The following is a 24,576-nucleotide window of genomic DNA, read 5'->3' on the forward strand; positions in this document are numbered from 1 at the left end:
CCTTACGAATTCCTCCTAGCGCTAGAGATGTTCCTTTAGGCAACTATAAAAATTCCATCTGGCTGAGCTAAATCCACTGCTAATTTGTCCCTTTGTCAAAAATCCAGTCTACGCAATGGCATAAAGTGTATAAAGAAAACTTGGCTGGCACCCACGAAGACACTGTCTTCGCACGGATTAGCCCTTCTTGCAGTATATAACGAAGTTTATACTTTCTGATAGTAAAAAAAAGGTCTCAAAGGATTGTTATCCCTTGAGACTTTTTAACTGTTCTCAGCTTTCGCAACGACCCACTCTGCTTTACAGAGGTGCAATCCTGAGATTCCCTTCCCTAATGTGCTGCAGGAACATTAGGGAAAACCATTTGCTTTGTGAGGCTTAGAAACGGGCCCCCTCCATAAACTTACAAGCTTCATTCAGACTTTTGTAAGGGCGCGTAGCTTTGATTCCTTTACAACACAGTTTTGGAATTCAAATTTTTGAAAATCGTTCCCCTCAAAATCTTAAACAAAAACAAAGTCAGCTCATGAAATGGAAAACTCCATTCTGCCCTCTCTAGCCAACAACCTCTCTCCTCAACACGATTTCGCTCGCTTTCGGGGCAACGCATTGCCTTACTACCTTCCGGATCAAAGGTTGTCCGCTTCCTTTAGCTTACTTCTTGATACTAGCATTAAAATCCTCGGTAGAAAAATGTAGTTTTTATACTAATAACATCGAACTAACTACTTCTTATTCTTTTTAGGCGCCTTTTTTCTTTTCTCAAGGAGAAGTTCAGCCGTGTGTATCACTTTAATTCCAGGATTTCGCTTATCTAGCCCTCCTGAGATTTGCATCAGACATCCCGGGCAGTCAACAACAACAGCATCTGCACCAGTCGCTTCAATGTTACCCAGTTTGCGTTCCATAATGGGGCCCGATAACTCTGGGAATTTTATAGAGTAAGAACCAGCAAAACCACAGCATCGATCAGATTCGTTCATTTCGATAAGTTGAACCCCTAAGGTATCACTCAAAAGTTTTCGAGGTTCAGCTGAAACTCCCCGTTTCCGTTTAAGGTGACAGGAATCATGATAAGTAACTTTCAGTGGCTCCCCATCTCCCCCAATCTTCAATCCGCCTAGATCAAATAGTAATTTAGAAAAATCTCTGGACTTACGACTCAATTCTTCAGCACGAGCCACTAAGGCAGGATCATCTTGAAGGAGTTCTTGGAAACTGTCTATAAGAGCATGTGTACATGTTGGACAGGCAGTGACAACATAATCGACCTTTTCAGCTTCTAAGGCTTCAATATTCATAATCGCACATTTACGAGCATTTTTTCGGTCACCCATATACGTTGCCGGAGCACCGCAACAGGATTGTCCATCAGGGAATACTACTTCATAACCTTTTTCATTCAGCGCAACAATCATACCTTCGCCGATCTTCGGATAGACAAAATCAATAAGGCAGCCCGCATAGAGTGCAATTGTCCCTTTCCGTTTTTTTACATCTTGCTTTATAGTTTTGAACACATCACGGAAAGGAACCTTGGCAACTGTCGGTAAACTCTTCTTTTCCGTAAGTCCAGACAAAAACATAGGTAAATGACGGATAACTGGCTGTCCTTTGCTGAACGGCTTTTGCGCAATAGATGCTGTACGTAAGAGTGAGTGGAACAGCCGCCGGTTAGAAACCACATCCAAGGCAAATTTTTGAGTGAACGGGAGCCCTTGTTTTTCTCCCATGCGGTTTCTTATCTCTAAAATCATCTCTGGAATATCTAATTTTCCTGGACATACTTCGGAACATTTTCCACATTGCAGACAAAGATTTTGAGGATTTTGGGCATCTTTTTCCGAGTTTAAGAAATTCGTTAAGATAGTACCTATCCCACCTGTATAAATATGTCCATAAACATGCCCACCCACTAGTTGAAAAGCAGGACAAACATTAAGACAAGATGCACATCGAATGCACTGAAATGTCTTTTTAAACTTCTCGTCTTCATACATCTTACGTCGTCCATTGTCCATCAAGATAATGTGAAATTCCTTATCCTTTACCGTACCATCAGGGTAATAGGCTGGTGTTTGGCCGGTTACCATGCTTACATAACTAGTAATTTTCTGACCGGTAGCACTCTTCGGAAGTGCCTGGATAATGTGCCCAGCATCTTCAAACTTGGGCACAATTTTTTCTATGCCTACTAAATAAACGTGTACAGGGGGCAGAGTGGCTGTTAGACGGGCGTTACCTTCATTGGTCATCATGATCAAGGTACCCGTCTCAGCAACTGCAATGTTGGCCCCTGAAATGCCCATATCAGCCTCTAGAAATTTTTTGCGGAGTTCTACCCTGGCCGTTTTCACAAGTTCCGAGATTTCTGGCTCATTCAAGCGATTTAAGTGGTTGGTAAATGTATCTGCAACCTCTTCTTTCGTCATATGAATTGCTGGCAGGACCATATGAGAAGGATGTTGCCCAGCGAGCTGGACAATCCATTCTCCTAGGTCTGTTTCCTGTACATCCATACCTTCAGCCAGCAACGTTTTATTGAGCAAAATCTCTTCAGAAGCCATAGATTTAGACTTCACAACCCGTTTTACACTTTGGCTCTTGGCTAACTCTAGAATATATTGTTTTGCATCCTCACCCGTAGTGGCTCGATAAACCTTAGCGCCTCTTGTAGTAGCTTCTCTTTCGAATTGATCCAGCATTTCATCTAAGTGACTTGCTGCATAGGACTTAACTCGCTCAATATTTTCACTAATCGCTTTAAAGTCATATCCTTCATACGCTTTTTCACGTGCTGTAGTATAAGCATCTCCAAAACGACCTAGAGCTCCACGCAACACGTTATTTCCAAGAGCATCTCCAATTTTCTTTTTGAATTGTTTGTCTGCCATTTAAGCCACCCCTTCTATTTGCTCATCAACAAAGACGACCACGAGTTGCTTCGGACCATGAACCCCAATGGTCAAAACACGTTCAATATCCGAAGTTCTACTAGGGCCTGTGATAAACCCAACAAATCCTGGGATTTGAGGAAGGCGATGTAGGGTTGCCATGGTTTCCATTAGTGTAGGTATTAGTTTCGATGTGTAAACAAGGGCGACGTGAATTGGAACAAGGGTAGAACACAGGCGCTGATCAACATTAGCATCTGCATCGGCCTGAACAAGAGTTCCCAGTTCAGCAATAGCATAGTTAACTTGCGATATACCAGCCTGCGCATCTGGTGTGACTTCTCGAAAACGGTCTAATTTTACATCTATACCTGCTTCGTCTAATTGATTAGCAAAATTTCCTTTTTGGGAGATAGAATCATTTAGGAGAGCTACATTTTGAACTCCTTTTTCTTTCAGAACGTTTCTAACAAGTTCGCCAGCTTCTTTTGCTGTTTTGACACGATAACATTCACCAGACACCGCTTCTAATTTAGCTTTAAATTGTAGATATAATTCCTTCGTTTGGTCCATGGGGCCTTCCTCCTCTGATGATTTCTGCAAAACAATATTTTTTTGTGGACTGACTAAACTATTATGAAGTTTATGGTCAGACCATCATACCGTCTGTTTGTTCAATATTAGAATATTTCAAACGAAAATACAATATCTTTGCTATCTAAATTTTAAATATTTCGAACAAAGTAAGTTTTTTAAACTGACTGTACCCATTTCAGAGTTATTGTTGTATAATGTAATCCATATTAAGAAAGGAGGACTTTTCGTATGACAAACGTTGTAAACGGAAAGGTTCCCAACTTTCCTTTACACGCCTTGGACACTAGTTATTTCGTTACCTAGATATTACCAATTGATTTTCGACAAAATTTGCGTTATGGTTAAATAAGTGAAGCCTAGTAGTTAATGTTCTAAAGGCCTTGCGCAGAAGAGGATTTCCGGACGCGGAAATCCTCGAATTTTTTTAGATTTTCTATAATGCTGGATAAGCGAGTTCAAAAACTTGCAATTTTAGTTTATTGTATTATAATAATTAATAATTGGGGGTATAGCTCAGCTGGGAGAGCGCTAGATTCGCATTTTAGAGGCCAGCGGTTCGATCCCGCTTACCTCCACCAATAATGAATATGCTGAAGCCCTTGGTGTTCAAGGGTTTTTTTTATTACGCAATATAGTTCCTCTGTTTGTTGGGCCTAAAGTCTCGTTGGGGAGCTCTATGTACCTTATACTATTTTTTCGTGTTATCCATGGCAATTAGTTATTTTTGTCATGCAATAAACTGATGCCTAAATTATAAATAAGAATACCCCAGCAATGTCGGGGTATTCTTTCTTTCTTGCTTATTATTGGCGAAAAGAATTTAATCCTGTCAGGATCATTTTCTTATCACACGGTTGGAATATTCTGTGTCAATGCTATTAGCAAGGAGAGTTATTTATTACACAATCAAATAGAGCATGTCAATTGGTCGAGCAGTATCTTTATCAACACGACTTTATAAGCCAAACATAATTCCTTTAATTCGGGAAACACTATTTAGAAGTTAAATGTTTAAGGAGGCGTTTTTTTGAGCCACAAAGATGAAGCCACACGAGAAGATTTAGCCAGTGAATTAGGAGAACTTAAGGATAAATATTCCAAGTTGAAACATGCTTATAATGAGTTGAAACATCAGTCTTCTCAAGTTCAACCTCCGGGATTAGGGCAAACACAAGGGCAGCAGACTTTTCAACCACAACACGAACAACTTAAAAACAACTTTTACAATGAGGCAAATTTAGAGGTTGCCAGTGAACTAGGACATTCTTAATAAATCTGAAATATGAATAACCCATAACTAGTTAATCCATTTTATTTGACCGAACAAAAGGGAAGAGCCTCCAAGCTTTTCCCTTTTCTCTATGTTCTAATTGTTCACTTTCTGCCGTACTATAAATGGGGGGGATGGAATGCAAGGTGTTCAATTCGATTCAGAAATTCTCTATGTTCAAAAACTATATTATTTCTTATTCTTAGCAACGTTTACAATGCTTACCTGTGCGATTGCTCTCTGGCGTTTTGGCTTAAAGATCGGCCTACTTATTCTGGGAGGCGGCCTCGCTATTTCCTATATCGCCATGCTTAAAAAAAAGAATTTTTCCCCTCCTGAAAAAAAGATAACCGCAAAACGAATGGCCCACGCTATTTCTCAAGACACCAGTCCTGTATCGATTGCTCGTTTTGCTTGCCAACTTTATTACTACTTTCATAAACCTGCCCAAGCTATTTCTCTGCTCGAAAAATTTTTACCCACCCATGACCCTCTGCTCTGCATGACACTTGGAGACATCCTTCTGAAAGAAGGCGAAGCGAAACGTGCACTCTATGTTTTGCGAGATAATCCTTATGCCTTAATCGACCCACTTCTGCTAACTACTCAAGGTCGGGCTCTCATTGAAATCGAGAAAATTCCTGAAGCTGTGCGAATGTTCGAGCGGAGTTTACATATTGCTAAACAAAATGGCTTCCCTAGAAATGGAGCCCATTGGCTTACCCAAAAACTCCTTGCTATAAGCTATACAGCAAGCATTCATCATACTTTGGCAGACTGTTATGTTATTCTTGGAAATCCACCTAAAGCCAAACATCATTACCGAGCTGGTAACCGATTTCTCTTTGATCTTTCACTATGGCGTCACCAGTCAGAACCTATTCATTCCCCACAAATATACAATAAATCTCATTAGTTCAGCAATCTTTCCTCTTTTATCCTGAGTTTAATGCCCTATTCCAACAGTTTTCTCAAGAGTAATTCTCTATAATAAGGATAAGTCAATATATTATGGCAAAATCGGACAATACTAACGTTAAGTACTCGAATGGAGGGTGAAAAATGCTGTCAACTCATGGTGAAGAAGTTCTAGGATTTATCCGTGATTTCGAAACATCCTCTCGGGATTATCTCCGCTCCAAAGGCTTGAGTGAATACGAGATGACCAACGCCTATCTCGATCTACAATGGAATTTCCTTCATACGATTCTCAAACAACGTTCTGAGAAGATACGCAGAACTTCTCGGCGCCATGTTCTTCATCCAAAGAAACATGCGATTTAAATAACCCCCAATCGCTTTTCGAACTGAATAAGTGATTGGGGGTTTTATTCACACAATTGACTTTTTACCTAAAGAATGAGGCCTTGTACAAACGTTGATACCTCTGTAATGCACGAATGGCTGTCAGGGTCGTAGTTAAGGGTTCTTCATAGTTCCATCCTTTTGCATATACCCCACGGTAAGAAGGTTCAAACGAACCATTGCTGTTCTGAGCAGCGAGAAGATTCCTTATTCCTTTTTCCAATACTCCTCTGGGAACTATTCTTGTATACCGCCATAACCCGGAAAGAGACAAGCTGGTCTCGACAACAGAACCCCAGCCCCCATCACTGCTCTGAGCTTTTATTAAAAACTCTTGTGCTTTCTTTCTTGCCCCTAAAATGTGGCGTGCAGTATTCCACCGTTCCCAACTAAACTTCCATTTACTGAGTAATTCTAAGGCCTGGGCTGTGCTATAAACTGGCCCCTCGAACCATGATGCTGGAAAGGCACCTTGATCGTCCTGCTGGGCTAAAATCCAATTTATACCTCGCCATATTTTTTCATCTTGCGTACGTGTACGCCACCATAATGCCTCAAGAACATGAATGCTAACATCAACGCTCGGAATGTATACTGGTAACTCGGAAGAGACTTGGGGAGGTGTACCTTGAAAGCTGGGAAATGTTCCCCAACTCCCGTCAGTATTTTGTAGACGCTTTAGGAGACTTACGCCCAATTGATTCTGTTCTCCAAGCACCTGATGTAAACCGATCAAGGCTACTGCCGTATCGTCCAAATCAGGGTGAGTATATGGAGGGGTACTACCATAACTCCCGTCTACATTTTGTCCTCTTTTTAACCAATCTACCGCTTGACCTATCCAAGGAATATCTGCAGGCCTTTGAGCTGTCTCACCAAAGACACTAGCAGCCCAACCTATCGCCCATATTTTTAGTTGATCAAAGGCAGGCCACCCACCACCTGGATATTGTTTTTGTACTAACCACCGTCCGGCTCTTTGTGTTTGTTCCGCATAGCCTCCCTTATTCATAAGCGCGAGAATTGACAAACTCGTTGCAATAATATCCTCTGCCCAAGAACCGTCAGACATTTGGGTTTTCAAAAGGTACTGAATGCCTTTCTGACTTCCCTCTTGAGAGTTAGAGGCGAGGAGTGATGCCGCTACAACAACTGGCCGACCATAAAGTGGTAGCTTGGCTAAGATTCTATCTTCCAAAATAGTCGGGAGCAAGATCTCTTCCGGCGTAGGTCCCTCCAACCCCGGGACCACTCTTTGCCCTAACGACAAGATCATCTGGGAAAATTGCCGTGCTTGAGATAAGATAATGATTCTAGCCATCCACCCACCTTGGCTCCCTTGAAGAACCGTCTCAACGATCTGAGTAATCTCTTCATCCGGTTTGTCACCAGGAAACTTTCCCCATCCTCCTTGACGATTCTGCCTTAACCATTGAATACCTCGTTGTTGAGCGGTCTCAAATCCCCTTCCAACTGCGAGCAAAGCCAGTGCGGCTAGCGCTGTAGCCCCTGGGCTTGGAGATACACCGTGAGTTTCGTCAAGATTTCCTGACAAGATTTGTTCCACACCATCAACTACAAAATGCCTAGCATTATTAAGGCCCTCTTGGACTTCGTTTTTAAGATCCATAGCACCGTCTCCGTCCTTATATTTAGCGCATGCCATAGTATGATTTATGTTAGAAGGAGGAAAATTGTTCAAAAAAGAAGAAATCGCCGAACCCTAAGGTTCGACGTTCCTTCGTACTTATATAATCTGAAAATATAACTATTAATTAAATATGGTGTTTTCCAACAAGCAACTTGCTCCATCCTCCGGCAATCCAAATCAGAGGAAGTTTCTAAGCTTAGAGAAGCACTTTAGTGGAATCACGTCAATGAGCCGCAGACGGTTTTGCGTTTATGCAACAACCAAGCAAGTATGCAACCACGAACCGTCCCCAGTTGCACGCAAAGCGCATTTGTGTCTTAACACAAACAGGCGTCACATGTCTCCCTTCGTTCTAATCCCCGTCGACCCAAGCCCAGAGGAAGTTTCTTAGCTTAGAGAGCGCTTTAGCGGAATCGCGTCAATGAGCGCGGGCGATAAGGCGTTAAGAAACGCAACGGTTCACATGCAGAACATCCTGAGGTTTTGCGTTTTAGCCTTAGCGTCAAGCGAATAGCAATGCAGCGTGTGCGAACGGGCTAAGAAACTTCCTCCCTAAAGCATCCGACTCACAGCAATCTCATCACAATTTGGAAACTTAATACAATTAATACACTCAGACCAAACTTTCTGGGGCATTTGATCTTTACTGACTTCTTCATAACCACAGTATTTAAAGAACTCAGGCTGATAAGTCAAAGCAAAAAGCCTAGTACAACCCAATTCCCTCGCTTCTTCTTCAAGTCCCTTAACGATCTGTGTTCCAATGCCTCTTCGTTTATAATCATTGGAGACTGCTAGCGCTCGAATTTCTGCTAAGTCACTCCATAGAATATGCAGTGACGCAACCCCCACCAACTTCCCGTCTACTTCAGCCAGCAAGAACTCACGAATATTTTCGTAAAGCATATTTCGTGATCGGCCGAGCATAAGTCCTTGCTCTGCATTACTATTAATCAATAACATCATCTCTTCGACGTCCGCTATTCGCGCCTTACGTAACTTCATCTCTTTTTCTCCTTTATACATTTTGTATAATTATACAACAGTTCTTATATTGTTGCATCTCCTTTTTTTAGCGGATAGCTTCTTATTGAACGATAAATGTGGCCACCTCGTTCGTTGACACTTTGCATCAACTCAAATGTTGCGACAGTTTCGGTTCTGAGGATTGTTCTATCCTTTTTCAAGATATTCTCGTTGATTCCATCGATTCCACCGCTCGCTAAGGTTATATGTGGTTGATAGCTACGAAATTCAGGAGTTATGCCTATGTTTCTTAGGGCACTCTCTATGGCAATTTGGAGGGAGATAAGTACTGTACTTTGCACACCCATCCATAGAATACGCGGAGCTTTGATAGTCGGGAATACACCTAAATCCTGAAAGATAATCTCAAAAGGGCAAAATTGGGAACCTACTTCCTTAAGCGCTTTATGAATATCTTTAATTTTCAATTCCCCAACCTCACCAAGAAATTTCAAGGTTAAATGGAGGTTATTTGGCTTCTGCCAATATCCTTTAATGCCATACTCTTGTTGCAATTTAACTTGCCAGGTTTGAAGAAAAGCGATTGTCTCTTGAGACCAACCAATACTTACAAAAATACGCACACAAACCCCTGCCTTATGCCCTATTCAGAAACCCCCCCTATTAAACAAGAAGAAGTTACTTCCAAAGTCCTATTTTTGCATTCCCGCTAAATTTGTCGTATTTTTCTAGCGTCCTTTTCGAAAACAAGTTTACATATTTGGAGATTCTAAGCCTGTTTGCGGCGTTTTTACTCTTTTAATATATCTCCTTTTTTTTACATTTTTCCGCGCTTCATTATGGTACACTATTTCAGTGTTGTTCATTGTCTTTATTGGAGGGGGGATTGTATAATGTGTTTTCCCTAAAAATTCGTTTTCTTCATCGCCAAAGTGTCTTGTTATTTTTATCGCTTGTTCTTATTATAACCATTGCCATAATTAATATCTTACCACTTCCTATTTATTTTCGTCTTATTCTTCTATTCTTTCCTGTCCTCACGATCATTTTATGGTTTGAGCTTTGGTTAAGCACTTGGGGCAAAGCCTGGATATTATCGGCAACAATGCTCGTGGTTTCTTCACAAGTGTATTCTAGTCATCCTATAATCCCGTTGCTTCTGGTTAATATTCTCTTCCTGCTGGGGATAGTGTTTCTCTACGTCCGCAAAGAAACACAAGAACGCCTACTTCATCAATCTCACATCAAAGCGATGCGTGTGTTGCTTCGACAAGATCCTCCCTTAATTCAAACTGTTGACTACACTCGAGAAGCGGTTATCTTGTTAGACAATAAAGCGGTTATAATAGAATCCAATCCTCAATCGACCCTTCTGTTATCGTTATCCGAATCATCTTTAATTGGTCAACCTATATCGGATGTTTTAGGTATCTTGCATAACTTTCAACCTACCAACTCACCAGTTACCGGTGAATTCATCTGGAAAACTCCGCAAGATAACAAACACCTACGATTTCGAACTCGGCCTTTACTAGACTATGACATTCCATCGGGGACTCTTTTAATAATTTACGATATCAGTGAAGAAAAAAAAAGCTCAGAAGCCTATTTGCAAGCTGCTAAACTTTCCATTATCGGCCAGGTCTCTGCGGGTTTAGCCCATGAAATCCGCAACCCCCTAACAACCCTCAAAGGCTTTATGCAACTGATCTCCCCCGAACAATGGCCTGAGTCCTTCCGACCATATCAGCAACTTATGCTGGATGAAATCCATTCTATCGACCAAATGCTCAATAAATTCGTTCTTGTAACAAGCCCTTCAGCGCCTCAAATGGCACCCGTCAACATGACAAAAACCGTTCATGCTCTGACGCAAATGATTCAGCCCATTTGTCTCATGCAAGGTGTTACCCTTGTTCTTGAGCTCTCCGCTCATTCAGTCTATGTTATGGGTGACCATGAACAACTTTCTCAGGCACTTCTGTCTCTATTGAATAACGCGTTTGAAGCTTCACCCAAAGGAGGAGAAGTTACTATTCGTATCACGGAACACGATTCGTACGTACGCCTAAGCGTTATCGATAACGGCCCCGGTATTCCAGAAAACCTCCGTCATCGTGTCCTTGATCCGTTCTTCACCACACAAGATGAAGGCACTGGACTGGGGTTAACCATCGCCCAACAAATCGTCCTCGCTCACCATGGTAAACTTCACTTCTCAGAACCCACTAGTGGAACTGAAGTGCTGATTGATTTACCCTGTTTATCGAATTTTACGAGTAACCTTTCTGCATAAGTAAATGGTTCATAAGTGTGCTTTGAGAATTCAGTTCATAAATTCCTTTTTCCTGCCAATTTTCAGGTAACGTCCAGATCGGAAATTTGACCACATCTTTTAGCCAGCAGTACCAACGGCGAATTTCTTCCTCCATGCCGAGTGTTGTTAACCAATGTACTCGGCCATCCCATACTAACGAATCCCCCTGCTCATCTTTTGCGTGAACCAAAAGAAAGCTTCTTTCCAGAACACATGTCAACAGAATACTTCGAGCGGCTTTAGCAAGCGGCTTCTCAAAAATTGGACATACGACACTTAACTGCCCATTGCCTTGGAAAAAATACCATTCTTCCAGTTCGAGCACTGAGTTCTCTCCACGCTCTTTAGGAAGCCATGGCCAAGGCCAAGGGCTCCCCCAGACTGATTTAATAATGCCACCACTTTGATGAAGCCATAAAGCTAGGAGATCTTGAGGACGCAGTTTGCCTTCTTGCTCAAGAGATTCGAGGTAATCGAGGATACTCAAAATAGTTGTGCAAAATTCCGAATTAAGTGAGCCTGAAGCATCCACCCAACCCTGTTTCTGCCACTTCAATATTTGATCACTATTCTTAAGCCACTTTACTTTGGTGCTTAGTTCAAATTTCTTACCTTTGCGACGAACTTCAGCAATCTCAAAATTTCCCCAAAGGAAAGCAATCTGTTGAGGTTTTATTTCAATACGAACCTGTCGACTGACTAAATCATCAAAAAACACCTTCACAATCATGAGTTGTTGCAAAGCAACTGGATTCAGTCTTTGCCCCCAGCGTTTCCAATCTGGGCGTTCTTCTCCCAGAGCGTAACGTGATCGGCTGCTTAGTTGCTCCTCAGGAATAAGGTATAAACTAGGCGTAAGTTTTTCGCGCCAATAAACTGCCCGTGCGGAGATAGTTCCTCCAATTTTAGCGATTCCATTTAAAAAGGCCACTGAAAAATTAGGGGCCACAAAATAGATCACGGTTTTAGCACCATTACTGATTCGATTACCCCATAATACACCAGCCAGAAAGAACTCCTCTTCACGTATAATAGAAGAACTGGCAATGATACCAACTCTTAAAGTCGTCTCACCGCCCATAAAGTAAGTAAACTGTGGTGGGAGACGGTTTGCCTTCTTTTTGTCTTCTGGGCATTCTAGCCAGTTCTGAGCAATAAATAAGTCAGAATGAGCTTCCCAGATCATGTTCCAGGTGATACTCACAATGAACCTCCCTTAGATTTTCTTCATATGCATGTTTACGCGCTATAGGCGAAGATCATGACACATTTATGAAAACTCCAAGCTATTTATTGCCATTATTCCTCTAAGAGACCCTATCCTCCCGGCCATCTTCGAACAATTTGCAGCGTTTCCTCGATAGGCAAAGCATAACGGATGTGTCCATCACGTCCTTCCATAGTTTGAGCCATAAACAAGGCGTTCCAAATACTTTCTGCAGTTGCTTCTACCACAGCTCTGAAGTATTGATCCAGTTTCCAATCGGATAAATAATCCTTAAATTCGCATGAATAGGTGCTGACCATTAAACAAAAATCGCCACTTCCGGTCATCGAGATCGAACCTGTCCGGCTCATTCCCAAACTAACTCGCTTCGCAAGTTGTCGAAGCTGCCAGCGTGATAAGGGCGCATCCGTCACTCCCACAAGTATTAATGAACCCGGAACATAACCCTCTGCCAACACAGACAGAAATTGACCCACTGGAACACCTGAAAAGAGGAAATCACGCAAGAGGCCAAAATTAGCCAGAACAAGCATTCCAACAATGTAGTTGCGCCCATTCTGATCTTGAACGATACGGGAAGCGCTTCCAATACCACCTTTCATTTGGAAACAAGACATACCGACTCCAGCTCCCACGTTACCTTGCTCTATTGGCCCTTTTGTCGCCCGTTGCAGAGCAAGTATCGCATCCCGTGGCTTAACATGTCGCCCTCGAATATCATTCAAATATGAATCATCGCATTCCATGACCACAATATTCGGTGTCCGGGCATCATTTCCAATCTCGGGATTTTGTTGTAATAGATAGGTGATAACGCCGTTAGCAACATCGTTAACGCTGAGAGTATTCGTCAATAAAATAGGACAGTTCAAAAACCCCATTTCCTGGATGAAAGGAACGCCGATTGACTTTCCATACCCATTAAAAACCTCGATCCCCGCACGGCATGGTTGACGATAAAGATTGACTGGACGAGGTAAGATCGCTGTCACACCCGTTCGAACGGGACCTCTTCCCGGAACCAACGGCCCATTGCCCTGAATTAGGGATACATTTCCTACCCGCACTCCAGGAACATCTGAAATATCATTGAATGGACCTGTTGGCAGTTGTCCCAGCCAAAGGCCTAAACTCCTTGGCGTTCTTCTATTTTGCATAAAAAATCCCCCCGTTGTACTCTATTAAAAACAACGAAGGGATATGAACAGACCCTATCTATTATGAATTTCCTGTTATGCCTCTTGCTTTTCAGAGAGCCCATCTAAAAAGACAGAGAGTGCATGATTCACCTCTTCATGCAAATCCCCCACACCTGAAACAAACCAGCGCATAAAATGTTGTATCATCATTCCTTCTAGACTTTCAGCCAAAAAGGCCGGATCAAACTCACGACTAATTTCGTTACTTTGTTGCCCAACAGTTAAAATAGCGAGCAGACCATAGTGCAAACTCAGATCATAATCTGCCCCTTCGCGATTCCGTACAGTAACCCAAGCAATTTCCCGGTCATTGATCATGAATTCAGCCCAATCTTGAAGCAGGGTCTCAAGTCGCTCTCGAGTACTCAAACTGTGCTTCTGGCGGCCATTGTTGACAAGATCTTGACATGTACGTCGCGAAAATTCTAAAATGACGGCTTCTTTCGTAGGAAAATAGTTATAGAAGGTTCCTTTACCTACGTCAGCATACTGTGTAATCTGCTCGACGGAGGTGGCCGTAAATCCTTGCAAGCGGAAAAGTTGCATGGCGTTAGAGAAGATCTTTTCGCGAGTTTCTCTTTTCTTGCGCTCTCGACGAGATATATCCTGCATCTTAAAATCCCCCTTAATATGGATGTGTTAGCAAAGGAGTAAACTTCTATTAGTCATTCTCCAAATTCCATATTTTTCCTTCTTTTTCCAGGGATTTTCAAAAATTTTACTTCTCTGCATGCAGAATGAATTTATCAAATTATCACATCGGCCTGTTTTTCACACGAGCTGATTCTTCCCCAAGTTTCCAAACTGTTAGGATCCTCCAAACTGCCCGCTCTAACTGATCTTCCGCCTTCTTGTATGCTTCTTCAATGGTTGTCGGCCCTTCAGAAACACTGAAACAGCTTGCGACCCCACTGTCAGTGAGAAGATCAGGAAGGCCCTCCACAGATCCTGAAATGACAAGTACAGGAATCTCATACTTTTTTGCTAAAGCTGCAACCCCTACTGGTGCTTTACCGTAAGCTGTCTGAAAATCTGTCCTTCCTTCGCCAGTTAGTACTAAATCTGCGTGCTGAATTTTCTCTTCGGCATTAGCTACCTCTAAAACCATTTGTGACCCTGGTCGCAATTTTGCTCCTAGAAAACCAACGACTCCCGCACCAAGTCCGCCTGCCGCGCCTCCACCAACTAATTTTAGCAGATTTGTACCCGCGTATTCGCTCAAACGTTCACCTAAGTTTTGCAAAGCTGCGTCCAGAACTCGGATATCCTCAGAATTTGCACCCTTCTGAGGACCATAAACAGCACTTGCCCCTTCTGAACCACATAGTGGATTTTGAACATCGCAGGCCACCTCGATCACTGCTTTTGATAGGCGAGGATCTATTCCAGACATATCAATATTGATAAGGTTGGCAAGCGCTGCTCCCCCTTGAGGCAAATCTTTACCCTGAGCATCGAGCAACCTAACCCCTAATGCAACCGCCAGGCCAGCTCCGCCATCATTCGTCGCACTTCCACCTATACCTAGGAGAATTTTCTTAACGCCACGCTCCAGCGCATCCAGAATAAGTTCACCAGTACCCTGCGTGGAAGTCAAGCGAGGATTTCTTTCCTCATCATTCAAAAGCGTTAATCCGGAAGCCGCAGCCATTTCAATAATCGCCGTATTCCCCTCGTCAATAAGTCCATAAGCTGCCCTTATCGGCCGTCCCAAGGGATCTGAGACCTTGATTTCGATCTTTTCTCCACCTACCGAGCTAAGTATAGCTTCCACCGTGCCTTCTCCCCCGTCTGCCATCGGGATCAGATCGATCACACTTTCCGGATACACCCGTTGAACACCCCTGCTCATCGCAAGAGCTACGTTTAAAGCAGTTAAACATCCCTTGAAAGAATCTGGGGCAATGACGATTCTCATTATTATCACTCCTTAGCTTGAGCACGATGTCCCATAATCATTCCGATCTTAAGAAAAATGAAAAGACTAATAAAATCTAAAACTACCAAGGTCCAACCTTCAATTGGAATTCCTGAAATAACCGCAACCAAATAGGTCAAAGTATTGAATATAATAGCAGCAAGATATGCAGAACGCAGGTTCTCCGGCCGGGAACGATACCCCACCAAAAAACCCAGTGGATAAAAAACTGCAAAATTAAAAGTCAGTTGGCTAAGTAATCCATCTGAAACAAAAAACTCGCCCCAAAAGATAAAGAGCAAGCTTAAAATAAGAAAATAGCGCCAAAAAGCAGAATTCATGCTTACCCCCCATCAAAACAAGGGAGAGAGTTGAGACTCTCTCCCCAATTCTATTTATTAGCTGTAGTTTGGCGCTTCCTTGGTAATCGTCACATCGTGTGGATGGCTTTCGCGAAGTCCTGCAGCTGTTATGCGCATGAAGCGGGTTTGGGTTCTCAAAGCCTCGATATTTGGAGTTCCACAATACCCCATCCCGGCACGCAATCCCCCAATCATTTGATAGATCGTTTCAGAAACTGGTCCTTTAAAGGGGACACGACCTTCGATGCCCTCAGGCACAAGCTTTTGATCCTTTTCTTGGAAGTAGCGATCTCTGCTTCCTGCTTTCATTGCACCGATTGATCCCATGCCCCGGTAAACTTTAAAACTCCGCCCTTGATAGATTTCCATTTCTCCAGGGCTCTCTTCTGTCCCAGCGAAGAGGCTTCCGATCATAATAACCCGAGCACCGGCCGCTAGGGCCTTTACAATATCACCAGAGAACTTAATGCCTCCATCTGCGATAATCGGAATCCCATATTTTTCTGCTTCCTCAGCACAATTCATAACGGCAGTAATTTGAGGAACTCCTATTCCCGCAACGACACGCGTCGTACAAATTGATCCTGGTCCAATTCCAACTTTAATCGCATCAGCGCCCGCTTCAATCAATTCGCGAGTTCCCTCTGCTGTTGCTACGTTGCCTGCAATCAGCTGTGTCTCCGGAAAACGCTCTTTTAAAGCTATTACGGTATCAATAACGCCTTTAGAGTGTCCATGTGCCGTATCTAAAGTAATGACATCAACACCAGCTTTAACTAACGCTTCAGCACGTTCTAACAGATCTGGAGTGACACCAATGGCAGCCCCCACCCGTAATCGACCGCGGTCATCTTTGGCTGAGTTCGGATACTGCCGTGATTTCTCAATATCCTTAATTGTAATAAGACCCTTCAGGATTCCTTCGGAATCAACAATTGGTAACTTTTCTATCTTATGTTGTCCTAATATTTCTTTAGCATGTTCAAGGGTCGTACCTACAGGAGCTGTTACCAAATTTGTTTTGGTCATTACTTCTGAAATCATACGGTCATAATTTTTCTCAAAGCGCAGATCTCTGTTTGTCAATATTCCGACAAGTTTTCTTTCAGCTGTAATCGGGACCCCAGAGATTCGATAACGTTCCATGAGTTTTAATGCTTCTTTAATCGTGTCATCGGGGTGTAAAAAAATAGGATCGGTAATAACCCCATGTTCCGATCGTTTAACCTTATCGACTTCTAAGGCTTGCTGTTCGATGCTCATATTTTTATGAATAATCCCAATTCCGCCTTCCCGCGCAATGGAAATCGCCATACGAGAATCTGTGACTGTGTCCATTCCGGCACTCATAAGCGGAATATTGAGTTTAATCTTTTTGGTCAAATACGTGCTGACTTCTACATCTCGTGGCAGAACCTCCGATTTAGCTGGAACAATGAGAACATCATCGAATGTAAGTGCTGCTTCTTTGATAATACGATTGGACTGCATGATTAGCTCCCTTCATAAATAGTTTTCTAATTAGTATACCAGAAATACGATCATAAGGATAGGATTAGTTCTTGTATTAATTTTTCCCCTATTCTGAAGCAAACTATTCCATACTACTTGTAAACCAAGTTTATGTTCACTATGATGAAGAATACGAGGAGGTGAAAACATGTTCTACCGAGTGCATCAATTCATTCAGGCGTTCTTTCCTCAGATTGATTCTTCCGAAATAAAATGGGCAATGAATAACTTGTCCCCTGGAGCCTGTTCACTTTTCCTCAAGCAGTCCCGATCAGAACAACGTCACGCTCTTGATGTGGCAAAAAGTATCATGAAGCATCAACATGCTGTATCTAATTCCGAATTCCAAAACCTGCTCACCGCTGCACTCCTCCACGATTGTGGGAAATCTATCGTTTCCATTCGCCTCTGGCATCGTGTATTTATTGTTTTAATGCAAAAAATGCCCCAGTGCATCTGGTCGCGCCTCGAGACTAGCCAGACAATTTTCGCCTTACCCTTAGAAATTGCCACGCATCACGCCGCTTGGGGCGGGTGTTTAGCTCAGGAAGCAGGTTTAAACCCTGAGATTTGTCTTTTGATCCGCGAGCATCATGCTCCTAACACAGAGCTAGGAAGTATCTTAGCAAATGCTGATAATGCGCATTGAAAAAGCATGAGTCGCCAAAGAGTAGGCTCATGCTTTTTGTTCTGATGATTCCATCTTTTCTTGAAGTTCCACAATTTCTTTGTTTTTTGAAAAAATCCACTTAGCAAACCGTTTGTTATCTCGTTGTAAACGCACGTTTTCCTTTTCGAGCCGGTGAACTAAGGCCACCTTTTCTCTTTCGACTTTTTCTAACAGGTTCATAAGTACCCGGCGGCTTACTCTTAAGTGTTCAACACGTTGCTCTAGCTCCCCAACACGAGCCCTAAGTAATTTCAATTCATCTATGGCATCCAATGACTTTCGCCCCCTCGGCTCTAACTACACTAGTATTCTATGCCGAGGAACCACATTTTAACCCTGCCCTAATTAAAGACTCTTTCTTGAGCATCTCAACTAGTTTCGCTCTGCTAGATCAAGGATTTGTTGAATCACATTAAGAGACACTCCCCAACCCCCGAGCTTCACACCGGGCTTAAGTGCTTCTCCATGAAAATCCGAGCCTCCTGTTATCAGTAGCTGATACTTCTGCGCAATAGTATGGAACTTTCTTTCGTCTTCAGGGTTATGGTCGGAATGGAAAACCTCGATGCCTTGGAGTCCAACTTTGACCCAAGTCGGAATTCCTTCCTCTAAACGATGGACACCGGGATGGGCAAGAACCGCAACACCGTGTGCTGCCCGCACTAATTCAATCCCCTCTTCTGGGGTCATCTTATAGCGCGGAACATAAGCAGGAGCCCCCATCCCAATGTAGCGATCAAAACCTTCCCCAATACTACTCACATATCCCCGTTCCATCAGAGCATGGGCAATATGTGGACGCCCGATGGATTCTCCTTGAGCAAACTGCTGCACTTCATCAACGTTAATATCAATCCCCTGAGCTTCCAAACGATCAAGAATCTTTAGCATGCGGTGTTCACGAGCTTGGCGTAAATACCTCAGCTTATCGTTTAAGAAGCTGGATGAACCATCTAGATCGTATCCAAGAATATGAACCTCTTTACCTTGCCACTCCGTGCTAAGCTCGATCCCTCTAAGTATTCTGATCTGATGTTTTTCTCCGGCTTCCTCTGCCTCTTGCCATCCCTGGATCGTGTCATGGTCTGTGATGCCAATTCCTTTTAAACCCAACTCTGCAGCTGAGCAGATAAGCTCTGTTGGTGTTAACAATCCGTCAGATGCTGTTGTATGGCAATGCAAATCTGCTTCGAACTGGGAAAATGCTGAATGATCCACTCTTTCACCCCTTTTCAAGGGAACTTTATTTTTTTCTCTCTTATTTTAGCACAGCAGATAATAAACGCCTAAAATTACAACCAGTAATCTGTTCAATCTCCGAGGTGGAAAACCCTCTCTTTGTCAAATCATTAAGCAGGTAGTCGTAGTCGCCGACATGCCCAAGACCATCAGGCGCTTCACTAATTCCATCAAAGTCCGATCCTAACCCGACCGTTTCTACCCCAGCCACATCTGCGATATGGCAAATATGACGTACCACATCATTTCGAGTCGTCTTGCCCGCCTCTTTCAGAAATCGGGGATAAAAGTTAATTCCGACTACCCCTTTATTTTTTGCCAAAGCACGAAGTTGTTGGTCAGTTAGATTTCGTGGATGAGCACAAAGGGCCCTCGCACAAGAATGGGAAGCAGCGATGGGATCATTCGAAAGTTCTAAGACATGCCAAAATCCGGCTTCGTTCAGATGAGAGACATCAATAAGCATGCCAAGTTTATTCATGCGTAGGACAACTTCCTGGCCCAACTGCGTTAATCTACTTTGAGTGCCAACTTCGCCAACCCCGTCGCCCAAGGCATTACGTTGATTCCAGGTCAGCCCTAAGGCCCTGACACCTAGCTTGAAAATAATATCAAGCATAAAGATGCTTTCACCTAGGATTTCTCCACCCTCTACACTCAACAAAATACCTATCCGAGCTGAGTCTGGTACTTGTTGAAGGTCCAGTTTCGTTTGAACAAGAAATATCTGATCAGGATGATCCCCAATAAATCGATGGGCCCCTTCTATTAGTTGTAATCCACGCCACGTAGCTGATGACGGTTTATACCTCGTTTCAATAAAAGCAGCCATGAATTGAAGAGCTACTCCTGCTCTCCTTGCTCTCTGAATATCCCAATGTCCTCCCTCTGAAGGGTCTTGGAGTGTCCTCTCACCGTTTACAAAATGAATTAGACTATCGCAGTGCCCATCAATTATATAGGGTTTTTTCATAACAACGAGCCCCTCCTCTTAAACAACATAATAAAGCACCTGTCTGCTATGATTATAGCAAACAGGTGATACTCAAGTGACATTTAACGTGCCTGAATAATTAACTTAATAGCAGTTCTCTCTTCTCCATCAATTACAACGTCGGTGAATGCCGGGATACAGATCAGGTCGACTCCACTTGGAGCCACGAAACCACGAGCAATTGCTACAGCTTTGACAGCTTGATTGAGAGCTCCTGCTCCAATAGCCTGTAGCTCAGCGCCACCGCTCTCACGAAGAACCCCTGCGAGGGCACCCGCGACAGCGTTCGGACTCGATTTTGCTGAAACTTTTAAAACATCCATAGAAACATCCTCCTGCTCGAATTGGTTTACAAGTATTGCCACAACTTTGAATATATGTATTCGAGAGCAAGCAGGCGAAATCCTCTTTTCTCTAAAGAATTTTCAGATTTTTTATATAATTATGTGAAAACGCCTTTATTAGGCATCAGCAAAGCGTTGAATCGTTTCAATTTTACTAGTTTTTCCAGATTCCTCATCAATATCTAAGATCACAGCATTAATCTGTACCGGGCCGCTTGCCAACTCGAACTTCGCGGGAAGCTGGGTCAAAAAGCGATTTATAATAATTTCCTTTTTTACTCCCAAAACAGAATCTCTTGGTCCTGTCATACCGACATCTGTAATATAAGCTGTTCCCTGAGGAAGCACACGGGCATCTGATGTCTGAATATGGGTATGAGTTCCCACAACAGCGCTGACTTTACCATCGAGAAACCAGCCCAACGCAACTTTTTCTGAAGTTGCCTCGGCATGGAAATCGATTATGATAATAGGAGTCTCTTGTTTAATTTGATTAATCCAACGTATAGCTCCACTAAAGGGGTCCTCCAGTGGGGGTAAAAATATACGACCGGATAAATTAAGAACACCAATTTTTCTTCCCATCGCCCGAATAAAACCATGCCCTTGTCCCGGTGCTCCAACTGGATAATTTGCTGGCCGGACAAGTCTTGGCTCATGATCGATAAAATTCATAATCTCTCTTTGATCCCAAACATGATTCCCCATTGTCAAGAATTGGATTCCATATTTATAAAGTTCTTCAGCAACATCTTTTGTTAATCCTTTTCCAGCCGCGGCATTTTCTGCATTGGCAATGGTTATATCAACTTTATATTCCGCCTGAAGTGGTTTTAAGAAACGTTTAACAGCTTCCCTTCCAGGCTTACCCACTATATCTCCAATAAAAAGTATTCGCAACGAACGTGCCCCCTTCTAAATCGAGGTTCGAGGCGCGAGGTTCGAAATTTGCACATCGCCCACCACCCCTAAACAATATTCATAGAATGCTATTATTCTTCATTTTAATACAGTTTATCCGGTTCGAGGTTCAAGGCTCGAATATCAAATATCAAGTATTAAATATCGAACATCGCGCTTCGCGCCTCGCAAACCTAATTCTTAAATACCAATACTCGACCCTCTTCTCGCAAAGCGACGACGTTTTTATCAATATCATGCGTCTGAATTGAAGACAGCATGTGGTTAATCATTTCTTCCTGAAAAACCTGTTCATCTTCGGGCAGATTCATTTCATCGTAGACTAAATTCTGTTTATATTCTCGTTTTAGAAGTTCAACAATGAGCCCTACTTCACGTTGACTCATACTATCGACATCCCGGGTTACTGTGATAACACATACGTTTTCCTCGCTCCGACAGGCAATATCAAAAACCCGCATACTCTGTCCCTCAAGCTGATGGAAGAGTTCTAAGGCAGGTTTCAGGATTTCTTGGAAAGAAGAGAGTTCATCGTGTTGCGTTATCATAAAGGTAAACTTAAGGGCATGCTGTTCACGCCAATAATGAACCGAGCCTACCTCAGAGTATCTCAACAGAATTGAGGTCAATAGTCCTACTCCGTCTTGAACACGTCCTCCATCTTTATATTTCATCCTTGTTTTCAGTCCTCTCTATTACACTATCCTTAACATGACAACTATTCGGCATAGGACTGCTTTTTCCTGCATAGACGTTGCTCAAATCAGTTGGGCATATTTGGTTTAGTGCAAGATCAAACTTCTAGAATGATATAAAGAAAACTTGGTTGGCGCCCACGAAGACATGTCTTCGCACTCATTAGCCTTCATGTTAGCCTTGGCGAAGGCGGCTGCCCTAGTTGCATTTATGCGCTGGCCAAGGATGGCCGAGTGTCCCTGTAGCCAAGACTCGAACAGGATGTTCGAGGTTAGAGCGCCGCCATGGATGGCAAGGTGCCGTGATGGCGAGAAGGGACCTTCCAGAAAGTATAAACGATAAGTTATACTTTCTGACTAGTATAAAGAAAACTTGGCTGAGTCTATGCGCTTGGATGACAAAAACAGGCGATCCGCAGGATCGCCTGTTTTAACATCTCTTAGATCTAACTATTTTGCAAAGTCAACTGCTCGGGTTTCACGGATCACCACTACTTTAATTTGCCCTGGGTATTCGAGCTCTTCTTCGATCCGCTTACTTATCTCGCGCGCGACACGTGGAGCGAGCACATCATCAATCTTGTCAGGTTTAACAATAATACGAACTTCTCGTCCAGCTTGAATGGCAAAGCACTTTTCGACCCCTTCAAAGCTCTCCGCAATCTCTTCTAGCTTCTGCAAACGTTTAATATACGTTTCCAAGGTCTCTCGGCGTGCACCTGGGCGTGCTGCAGAAACTGCATCAGCAGCAGCAACAAGGACGGCAACCAAGGTTTTCGGCTCAACATCGTTATGATGTGCTTCAATTGCATGAACAACATCACTTGATTCCTTATATTTTTTAGCTAGATCAACTCCAATTTGGACATGAGTCCCTTCCATATCATGATCGACGGCCTTGCCAATATCATGAAGGAGACCTGCCCGCTTGGCAAGCTGTATATCTATGCCTAACTCCGCAGCCATCAAACCTGCCAGATGAGATACTTCTGTCGAATGCTTCAAGACATTTTGTCCATAACTTGTACGGAATTTGAGTCGACCGAGCAAACGAATTAACTCAGGATGCAAACCATGCACGCCTGTCTCAAATGTTGCTTGTTCCCCTTCTTCGCGGATCTTTTGGTCGACTTCTTTCTGAGCCTTTTCAACCATTTCCTCAATCCGTGCAGGGTGAATACGACCATCGGCAATAAGTTTTTCGAGAGCGATTCGCGCAACTTCTCTGCGTATGGGGTCAAACCCCGATAAAATCACGGCCTCAGGAGTATCATCAATAATAAGATCGATTCCTGTCAAAGTTTCCAAAGTACGGATATTACGCCCCTCACGGCCAATAATCCGACCTTTCATTTCGTCACTAGGCAACGCCACAACCGATACTGTTGTTTCAGCTACATGATCCGCAGCGCACCGCTGTATAGCCAAAGCAATAATATTTTTAGCCCGTTTCTCTGCTTCTTCCTTAGCACGAGTCTCAATTTCCTTAATCATGATCGCCGACTCATAGCGAACCTCTTCTTCAACTCTTTTCAGCAATAGCTGTTTGGCCTCTTCCGAGGTCATGCCGGATAAGCGCTCTAGTTCAGCTTGCTCTTGACCAACAAGCAGGCTTAACTCTTCTTTTTGTTGTTCTACTTCGCTTTCTTTGCGATGTATATTTTCCTCTTTGCGTTCAAGCGATTCAATTTTGCGATCTAAGCTCTCCTCTTTTTGGAGCAAGCGTCGTTCAAGCCGCTGGAGTTCGTTACGCCGTTCTCGAGTTTCTTTTTCCACTTCATTATGGATATGCATAACTTCTTCTTTGGCAGCAACGACCGATTCTCTCTTCTTACTTTCAGCTGCAGAATAGGCATTCTCGACAATACGTTTTGCTTCTTCTTCTGCAGATCCAATACCCTTTTCAGCAGTGTTTTTACGAATAAGCCAACCTGCTAAAACACCTAAAGCTAACCCCACTAATATGGCGACTAATCCAATAATAACTGTTTCCAACATACGTGCACACCCCCTTGTTTGTCAAATTCTATTTTTCAAATAAAAAAAACTGGTTTCCCAAAACCAGTCACATTAAGCATAACCTTAAAGACGGGAGTTTTTCCCCCGTTTCCTACAACTCTCGTTAGTCAAAAAACCGTATATTTAACTGACTACTACGAAATCTATAAGAAAACCTTAAAGGTTAAATCTTAACAGAGACAGGTCTCTGCTAAGATTTTAATATCATTTGCAAACAATGTCAAGCTTGTCCTAAAATGGTGCATTTTATACACTAGGTCTACCTAGTATCTAATGTCTCATCGTCCCGATTATTAGTGGTTTTAATCTGATAAAGTACTTTTCTCACCATGTCGGAGGTATAACCACGTTGAATAAGCTTGCGAGCAACTTTTTGCTGAAGCCATAAATCACGCGGAACCTGCCTCTTGGGATCTTTCTCATGAACCTTTTGATCCCAACGCTCACCCTCTTG

At 42.9% G+C, this 24,576-nt stretch carries 23 protein-coding genes, 1 tRNA gene and 1 pseudogene; 6 read left to right on the forward strand and 19 right to left on the reverse strand.

Features of this window, described 5'->3' with window-relative positions; genetic code table 11:
* Positions 1–725: 725 nt before the first annotated feature.
* Together ldhH and DOT_RS25585 are read right to left on the reverse strand one after the other, a co-directional pair.
* Positions 726–2,894 (reverse strand): L-lactate dehydrogenase (quinone) large subunit LdhH, encoded by a 2,169-nt coding sequence (ldhH, locus tag DOT_RS25580; RefSeq protein WP_009624512.1) that lies wholly within the window; start codon positions 2,892–2,894, stop codon positions 726–728.
* A complete protein-coding gene (locus tag DOT_RS25585; RefSeq protein ID WP_009624513.1) occupies positions 2,895–3,467 on the reverse strand; it encodes a lactate utilization protein in 573 nt (190 codons plus the stop codon).
* Positions 3,468–3,993: 526 nt separating this feature from the next.
* Between DOT_RS25585 and DOT_RS25590 the strand changes: the two genes are divergently transcribed.
* The 4 genes from DOT_RS25590 (at position 3,994) to DOT_RS25605 (ending at position 6,045) form a co-directional block, all read left to right on the forward strand.
* Positions 3,994–4,069: transfer RNA gene (locus DOT_RS25590), tRNA-Ala, on the forward strand.
* A gap of 449 nt (positions 4,070–4,518) precedes the next feature.
* Positions 4,519–4,761, forward strand: coding sequence for a hypothetical protein (locus DOT_RS25595; protein ID WP_009624515.1), 243 nt, complete (start codon positions 4,519–4,521; stop codon positions 4,759–4,761).
* 139 nt (positions 4,762–4,900) lie between these two features.
* The gene (locus DOT_RS25600; protein WP_009624516.1) at positions 4,901–5,677 is read left to right on the forward strand and encodes a hypothetical protein; all 777 of its coding nucleotides are present in this window, start codon (positions 4,901–4,903) and stop codon (positions 5,675–5,677) included.
* A gap of 146 nt (positions 5,678–5,823) precedes the next feature.
* The gene (locus DOT_RS25605) at positions 5,824–6,045 is read left to right on the forward strand and encodes a hypothetical protein (protein ID WP_009624517.1); all 222 of its coding nucleotides are present in this window, start codon (positions 5,824–5,826) and stop codon (positions 6,043–6,045) included.
* Between the two features lie 64 nt (positions 6,046–6,109).
* Here DOT_RS25605 and DOT_RS25610 read toward each other — a convergent pair whose 3' ends face one another.
* From DOT_RS25610 to thpR, 3 genes are all read right to left on the reverse strand, one after another.
* A complete protein-coding gene (locus DOT_RS25610; RefSeq protein ID WP_009624518.1) occupies positions 6,110–7,696 on the reverse strand; it encodes a prenyltransferase/squalene oxidase repeat-containing protein in 1,587 nt (528 codons plus the stop codon).
* 573 nt (positions 7,697–8,269) lie between these two features.
* Positions 8,270–8,722, reverse strand: coding sequence for an N-acetyltransferase (locus DOT_RS25615; RefSeq protein ID WP_009624519.1), 453 nt, complete (start codon positions 8,720–8,722; stop codon positions 8,270–8,272).
* Positions 8,723–8,766: 44 nt separating this feature from the next.
* Positions 8,767–9,327 carry an RNA 2',3'-cyclic phosphodiesterase gene (thpR, locus tag DOT_RS25620; protein ID WP_009624520.1) on the reverse strand — a complete coding sequence of 187 codons (561 nt, stop codon included), beginning with the start codon at positions 9,325–9,327 and terminating at the stop codon, positions 8,767–8,769.
* Between the two features lie 272 nt (positions 9,328–9,599).
* Here thpR and DOT_RS25625 point away from each other — a divergent pair, with 272 nt between their 5' ends.
* On the forward strand, positions 9,600–11,000 hold the full coding sequence (locus DOT_RS25625; protein WP_009624521.1) for an ATP-binding protein: 1,401 nt from the start codon (positions 9,600–9,602) through the stop codon (positions 10,998–11,000).
* Here the strand turns inward: DOT_RS25625 and DOT_RS25630 are convergent.
* The 6 genes from DOT_RS25630 to guaB form a co-directional block, all read right to left on the reverse strand.
* Positions 10,978–12,225 (reverse strand): hypothetical protein, encoded by a 1,248-nt coding sequence (locus tag DOT_RS25630; protein ID WP_009624522.1) that lies wholly within the window; start codon positions 12,223–12,225, stop codon positions 10,978–10,980. The genes DOT_RS25625 and DOT_RS25630 overlap by 23 nt on opposite strands.
* A 113-nt stretch (positions 12,226–12,338) precedes the next feature.
* The gene (locus tag DOT_RS25635) at positions 12,339–13,406 is read right to left on the reverse strand and encodes a P1 family peptidase (RefSeq protein WP_009624523.1); all 1,068 of its coding nucleotides are present in this window, start codon (positions 13,404–13,406) and stop codon (positions 12,339–12,341) included.
* A 75-nt stretch (positions 13,407–13,481) separates the two neighbouring features.
* Positions 13,482–14,060 carry a TetR/AcrR family transcriptional regulator gene (locus tag DOT_RS25640; protein ID WP_009624524.1) on the reverse strand — a complete coding sequence of 193 codons (579 nt, stop codon included), beginning with the start codon at positions 14,058–14,060 and terminating at the stop codon, positions 13,482–13,484.
* 142 nt (positions 14,061–14,202) lie between these two features.
* Complete coding sequence (locus tag DOT_RS25645) at positions 14,203–15,366, reverse strand: glycerate kinase (protein WP_009624525.1); 1,164 nt, start codon at positions 15,364–15,366, stop codon at positions 14,203–14,205.
* A 5-nt stretch (positions 15,367–15,371) separates the two neighbouring features.
* The gene (locus DOT_RS25650) at positions 15,372–15,707 is read right to left on the reverse strand and encodes a hypothetical protein (protein ID WP_009624526.1); all 336 of its coding nucleotides are present in this window, start codon (positions 15,705–15,707) and stop codon (positions 15,372–15,374) included.
* A gap of 57 nt (positions 15,708–15,764) precedes the next feature.
* Entirely contained in the window at positions 15,765–17,219 is a 1,455-nt protein-coding gene (gene guaB, locus DOT_RS25655) for an IMP dehydrogenase (protein WP_009624527.1), read from the reverse strand.
* A 169-nt stretch (positions 17,220–17,388) separates the two neighbouring features.
* Here guaB and DOT_RS25660 point away from each other — a divergent pair, with 169 nt between their 5' ends.
* Complete coding sequence (locus DOT_RS25660; protein ID WP_009624528.1) at positions 17,389–17,889, forward strand: HD domain-containing protein; 501 nt, start codon at positions 17,389–17,391, stop codon at positions 17,887–17,889.
* Positions 17,890–17,916: 27 nt separating this feature from the next.
* Here DOT_RS25660 and DOT_RS25665 read toward each other — a convergent pair whose 3' ends face one another.
* The 8 genes and pseudogenes from DOT_RS25665 to DOT_RS25700 all read right to left on the reverse strand — a co-directional run.
* Positions 17,917–18,183 carry a hypothetical protein gene (locus DOT_RS25665; protein ID WP_009624529.1) on the reverse strand — a complete coding sequence of 89 codons (267 nt, stop codon included), beginning with the start codon at positions 18,181–18,183 and terminating at the stop codon, positions 17,917–17,919.
* Positions 18,184–18,282: 99 nt separating this feature from the next.
* Positions 18,283–19,128: a PHP domain-containing protein gene (locus tag DOT_RS25670; RefSeq protein WP_009624530.1), complete on the reverse strand. Its 846-nt coding sequence runs from the start codon at positions 19,126–19,128 to the stop codon at positions 18,283–18,285.
* Between the two features lie 40 nt (positions 19,129–19,168).
* Positions 19,169–20,122 (reverse strand): dipeptidase, encoded by a 954-nt coding sequence (locus tag DOT_RS25675; protein WP_009624531.1) that lies wholly within the window; start codon positions 20,120–20,122, stop codon positions 19,169–19,171.
* A gap of 83 nt (positions 20,123–20,205) precedes the next feature.
* Positions 20,206–20,466 (reverse strand): stage V sporulation protein S, encoded by a 261-nt coding sequence (locus DOT_RS25680; RefSeq protein WP_009624532.1) that lies wholly within the window; start codon positions 20,464–20,466, stop codon positions 20,206–20,208.
* A 138-nt stretch (positions 20,467–20,604) separates the two neighbouring features.
* Entirely contained in the window at positions 20,605–21,387 is a 783-nt protein-coding gene (locus tag DOT_RS25685) for a TIGR00282 family metallophosphoesterase (protein WP_009624533.1), read from the reverse strand.
* A gap of 194 nt (positions 21,388–21,581) precedes the next feature.
* Positions 21,582–22,082 carry a hypothetical protein gene (locus DOT_RS25690; RefSeq protein ID WP_009624534.1) on the reverse strand — a complete coding sequence of 167 codons (501 nt, stop codon included), beginning with the start codon at positions 22,080–22,082 and terminating at the stop codon, positions 21,582–21,584.
* Between the two features lie 471 nt (positions 22,083–22,553).
* Entirely contained in the window at positions 22,554–24,101 is a 1,548-nt protein-coding gene (gene rny / locus DOT_RS25695; RefSeq protein ID WP_040413502.1) for a ribonuclease Y, read from the reverse strand.
* Positions 24,102–24,381: 280 nt separating this feature from the next.
* Positions 24,382–24,576: pseudogene (locus DOT_RS25700) on the reverse strand (RecX family transcriptional regulator); the annotation flags it as partial.

This window comes from Desulfosporosinus sp. OT (genome assembly GCF_000224515.1).
In the GTDB taxonomy this organism is placed as follows: Bacteria; Bacillota; Desulfitobacteriia; order Desulfitobacteriales; family Desulfitobacteriaceae; genus Desulfosporosinus.

What these genes read in the sequence shown, in the direction of transcription:
- DOT_RS25585 (WP_009624513.1), bottom strand. Translation starts at nt 3,467, where the DNA reads ATGGACCAAACGAAGGAATTATATCTACAATTTAAAGCTAAATTAGAA.
- DOT_RS25640 (WP_009624524.1), bottom strand. Translation starts at nt 14,060, where the DNA reads ATGCAGGATATATCTCGTCGAGAGCGCAAGAAAAGAGAAACTCGCGAA.
- DOT_RS25605 (WP_009624517.1), top strand. Translation starts at nt 5,824, where the DNA reads ATGCTGTCAACTCATGGTGAAGAAGTTCTAGGATTTATCCGTGATTTC.
- DOT_RS25650 (WP_009624526.1), bottom strand. Translation starts at nt 15,707, where the DNA reads ATGAATTCTGCTTTTTGGCGCTATTTTCTTATTTTAAGCTTGCTCTTT.
- DOT_RS25645 (WP_009624525.1), bottom strand. Translation starts at nt 15,366, where the DNA reads ATGAGAATCGTCATTGCCCCAGATTCTTTCAAGGGATGTTTAACTGCT.
- guaB (WP_009624527.1), bottom strand. Translation starts at nt 17,219, where the DNA reads ATGCAGTCCAATCGTATTATCAAAGAAGCAGCACTTACATTCGATGAT.
- DOT_RS25660 (WP_009624528.1), top strand. Translation starts at nt 17,389, where the DNA reads ATGTTCTACCGAGTGCATCAATTCATTCAGGCGTTCTTTCCTCAGATT.
- DOT_RS25635 (WP_009624523.1), bottom strand. Translation starts at nt 13,406, where the DNA reads ATGCAAAATAGAAGAACGCCAAGGAGTTTAGGCCTTTGGCTGGGACAA.
- rny (WP_040413502.1), bottom strand. Translation starts at nt 24,101, where the DNA reads ATGTTGGAAACAGTTATTATTGGATTAGTCGCCATATTAGTGGGGTTA.
- DOT_RS25680 (WP_009624532.1), bottom strand. Translation starts at nt 20,466, where the DNA reads ATGGATGTTTTAAAAGTTTCAGCAAAATCGAGTCCGAACGCTGTCGCG.
- DOT_RS25600 (WP_009624516.1), top strand. Translation starts at nt 4,901, where the DNA reads ATGCAAGGTGTTCAATTCGATTCAGAAATTCTCTATGTTCAAAAACTA.
- DOT_RS25690 (WP_009624534.1), bottom strand. Translation starts at nt 22,082, where the DNA reads ATGAAATATAAAGATGGAGGACGTGTTCAAGACGGAGTAGGACTATTG.
- DOT_RS25615 (WP_009624519.1), bottom strand. Translation starts at nt 8,722, where the DNA reads ATGAAGTTACGTAAGGCGCGAATAGCGGACGTCGAAGAGATGATGTTA.
- DOT_RS25610 (WP_009624518.1), bottom strand. Translation starts at nt 7,696, where the DNA reads ATGGATCTTAAAAACGAAGTCCAAGAGGGCCTTAATAATGCTAGGCAT.
- DOT_RS25675 (WP_009624531.1), bottom strand. Translation starts at nt 20,122, where the DNA reads ATGAAAAAACCCTATATAATTGATGGGCACTGCGATAGTCTAATTCAT.
- ldhH (WP_009624512.1), bottom strand. Translation starts at nt 2,894, where the DNA reads ATGGCAGACAAACAATTCAAAAAGAAAATTGGAGATGCTCTTGGAAAT.